A 3314-nucleotide genomic window follows, 5' to 3' on the forward strand; every position below is an offset into this window, starting at 1 on the left:
GGTCGCCGGCCCGCCGGTGATCTTCGGCCCGCCGCCGGCCGGCGTGGTGCCGGTGACCGGCGTGGTGCCGGTGACCGGCGCACCGGTCGAGGTCGTCGAGGTCGAGGTCGCCGCGCTGGTTTCCGGGGCCGTGCCGCCCGGCGCGGGCACGGCGGGCGTCGCGGAGGGCGTGGTCTGCGGGGCGAGGGCCGCGAGCCACGGCACGGCGGCCGCGACCTCGTCGGCGAGCGCCTGCGGGTCGAGCCAGGCGACGGTGACGACGGTCGTGCCGGTCAGCACCGCCACGTCGGCCGTCGCCCACTTCCGGTCCTCGTCGAGGCGCACGGGCAGGGCCCGCCAGGGCGCGTCCGGGGCGTCGCCGCGCAGCGCCAGCCAGGGCGTGGCGTCGGCGGGCAGCGCGGGGTCGACGCGCAGCCGCGCGGTGGCCGGCTTGCGCAGCTCCACGATGCCGAGGTCCACCGCGAACGCGGCGCCGGCGCGGGCCGTGTCGGGCAGCGCCGCGCGCACCGGCCGGGCGCTGAGCGTGCCCGCCTCGGACACCCCGTACTCCGGAATGGAGATCTCGACGTCGTCGCCGCGTACCGCCGCGCTCTTCTCGGGGGCGACCGGCGCGGACAGCGACCGGCCCCGCTCCCAGGCCAGACCCACGGCGACCGCCGCGCCCACGACCGCGAGCCCGACGACCACCGCGACCACCCGCCACAGCGGCCGTGGGCCGCGCGTCGCGGCGCTCACGCCATCACCTCCGCTGCGCTCCGGCGCTGCCGTGAGTCAACACTGAGCTGATGATTCGCTCGCTGACGCTCGCTCATGCGCCCGCCCGCAGGGCGGCGATGGCGGCGGCGCCGGCACTGAACCGGGCGTCGCCGAAGACGAGCGAACCGCCGGTCGGGCCGGACTCGGCCCGCACCCGGATCGCGAGGCGCGCCACGTCGGCGACGTCCAGCGACAGGGCCCGCGTCTGGCCGGCGCGCACGGTGCCGGCGGCGATCTCGCGGCCGTCGGCGATGACGCTGAACCGGGCGACGCGGCCGGCGCTCTCCGCGTCGGGCTGCCCGACGACGGCGTCGAACCGCAGGGCGTGGCCGTCGAGGACGTAGAGGACGTCGACGAAGCCGGCGCCGGCCGGGCAGCGCAGGCCGTGCCCGTAGGGCAGGCCCGCGACGACCACCGCGGCGGACCCGCAGCCGGAGTTGCCGACGGGCAGGTCGGCGAGGTACGCCGTGGCGGGCGGCCCGGCCACGGTGAGCGTCACGTGCGTCGGCGCGGTCGCGCCCTCGCCGGGGTCGACGGCGAGCACGGCGTCGATCGGGCTGCCCGGCCGGTACGTCCGGCGGACCTCGACCGTGGCGCCGAGCGCCTGCAGCGCCCGCACGGCGGCGCGCACGTCCTCGCCCACGACCTCGGGCACCTTGGCGGGGGTGGCGACGGCGAGGGTGACCGCGTCGCCGATCGGCGCCCCGGCCGCCGGCTCCTGGGCGACGACGGTGCCCTCGGGCGCGACGGACGGCTGTTCGCTGGTGCGCACGGCCACGGCGGCGAGCCCCGCGTCGGCGAGGACCTGCTTCGCGGCGGCGGCGGTGAGCCCGCGCACGTCGGGGGTGAGCAGGGCGGTGCCCTCGCCGGCGGCCGGCGCGTCGGCGCCGGTCACGACGACGTCGGGGGCGTAGCGGGGGTGGTAGTGGACAGCGGCCCACCAACCGACGGCGGCTCCTGCCGCGAACATCCCCACCAGCACCAGGGCGAGGGGGACCACCGCCGGTCGTCGGCGGCTGCGCTCCGCGCTCGTCATGGCCAGTCCTCGCGGCGATCGGGGAGGGTACGGGGGCACCGCACAGGCTAAGCCGTCGCGTCGAGGCGCGCATCAGGAGTACGCGCTGTTCCCCATGGGCGGACGGTGACCCGTCACACGCGCGCTGACCTGGATATGAAGCGACCCCCGGGGTTCCGCGTTGAGCGGACCGGCTGGACTGGCCGGGCCCCGGGGGTCGGGTAGCTGTCTGGTATTCGCCACACCGCCGTCGGGCGGTCACGACGAAGCGTGTCCGGTGAGGACGAGCGGCTAGCGGACAGCCACCTCACGAGTCCAGTTGCTATTCAACGTCGGACCACCTCCTCTCGCGTGTACCGACCACGTTATTCCGCGGTGGGCAGGCCGGCAAGAGCATTTTCGGCGTGCCGGGCCGCCGGGTGGGGTGAGATGAACCCGTGCGCGACCTGATCGACCTCGGCAAGCAGGTCCGCGACGCGGTCAAGCGCCACCAGCTCCCGCTCGTCGCGGCCGGGGTGGCGTTCTACGCCCTGCTCGCGATCTTCCCCGCGGCCCTGGCCCTGGTCGCCGTGTACGGCCTGGTGACCGACCCGGACCAGATCGACGAGCAGCTGGCCCCGATCACCGGCCAGCTCCCGCCCGGCGCCGAGGACCTGCTGTCCGCCCAGCTCTCGGCCATCGCCGCGGCGAGTTCGGGCGGACTCACCCTCGGCGTGGTGGTCAGCCTGCTGGCCACGCTGTGGGCGGCCGCCGGCGGCGTCCGGGCCCTGATCACCGGACTGTCCATCGTGAACGGGCAGGTGGAGGTCCGCGGGTTCGTGAAGCGGGCGGCGACGTCGGTCGTCCTCACCCTCGGCGCCCTGGTCACGGCGCTGATCGTGCTCGGCCTGGTGGCGGCGTTCCCGGTGGTGCTGCGCCAACTCGGCCTCGACGCGGTCGCCGAGGTGGGCGCGGAGCTGAGCCGGTGGGTGCTGCTCGTCGTCGTCATCGGCATCGGGCTGGCGGTGCTCTACCACTGGGGTCCGGTGGGCGAGCGGCCGCCGTGGCGGTGGGTCACGTGGGGCACGGTCACCGCCCTCGTGCTGTGGATCCTCGGCTCGGTGGGCTTCTCGCTCTACGTGGCGAACTTCGGCCGCTACAACCAGATGTACGGCAGCCTGGCCGGCGTCATCATCCTCATGCTGTGGCTGTACCTGTCGGCGTTCGCCGTACTGCTCGGCGCCGAGATCGACGCGGTCCGCGCCCGCCGGGGCGGGACCGGGGTGGGCAGCACGCCGACCGACGTGGCAAGCTCCGGGGGTGGGTGAACAGGGGGACCCGGCGACGCTCGCCACCGTGGCCATCGACACGGTGACGCTCTGGGCGATCTGGTCCGGGATCGTGGTGCTGACGGGCATCATCCTGCTCCTGTACGGGATCGTCGTGGTGCGCCGCGACCGGAAGCGGGCGCGGCTGGCGGCGCGACGGTCCACTGCGGAGGGTCCGCCCATGCCCCGGCAGCTGCCCGCCGCGCCGCGGCGCCTCGCGCTCCCCGCCGCGCCGG

3 protein-coding genes and 1 pseudogene are annotated in these 3314 nt (G+C 76.1%); 2 read left to right on the top strand and 2 right to left on the bottom strand.

Annotated features, from left to right (window positions below):
* Together ABD211_RS26855 and ABD211_RS26860 are read right to left on the bottom strand one after the other, a co-directional pair.
* Positions 1-735: pseudogene (locus ABD211_RS26855) on the bottom strand (hypothetical protein); the annotation flags it as partial.
* A gap of 73 nt (positions 736-808) precedes the next feature.
* Positions 809-1792: a PASTA domain-containing protein gene (locus tag ABD211_RS26860; protein ID WP_344137740.1), complete on the bottom strand. Its 984-nt coding sequence runs from the start codon at positions 1790-1792 to the stop codon at positions 809-811.
* Positions 1793-2208: 416 nt separating this feature from the next.
* On the opposite strand from ABD211_RS26860, the gene ABD211_RS26865 reads away from it, so the two are divergent.
* On the top strand, positions 2209-3078 hold the full coding sequence (locus tag ABD211_RS26865) for a YihY/virulence factor BrkB family protein (RefSeq protein WP_344137743.1): 870 nt from the start codon (positions 2209-2211) through the stop codon (positions 3076-3078).
* Positions 3071-3314, top strand: a 244-nt coding sequence (locus ABD211_RS26870; RefSeq protein ID WP_344137746.1) for a hypothetical protein, incomplete at its 3' end; no start/stop codon positions are given. The genes ABD211_RS26865 and ABD211_RS26870, both read left to right, overlap by 8 nt.

Source organism: Luedemannella flava, from assembly GCF_039528515.1.
Classification (GTDB): domain Bacteria; phylum Actinomycetota; class Actinomycetes; order Mycobacteriales; family Micromonosporaceae; genus Luedemannella; species Luedemannella flava.

Coding starts and splice junctions, on each gene's coding strand:
- ABD211_RS26860 (WP_344137740.1), bottom strand. CDS start 1,792: ATGACGAGCGCGGAGCGCAGCCGCCGACGACCGGCGGTGGTCCCCCTC.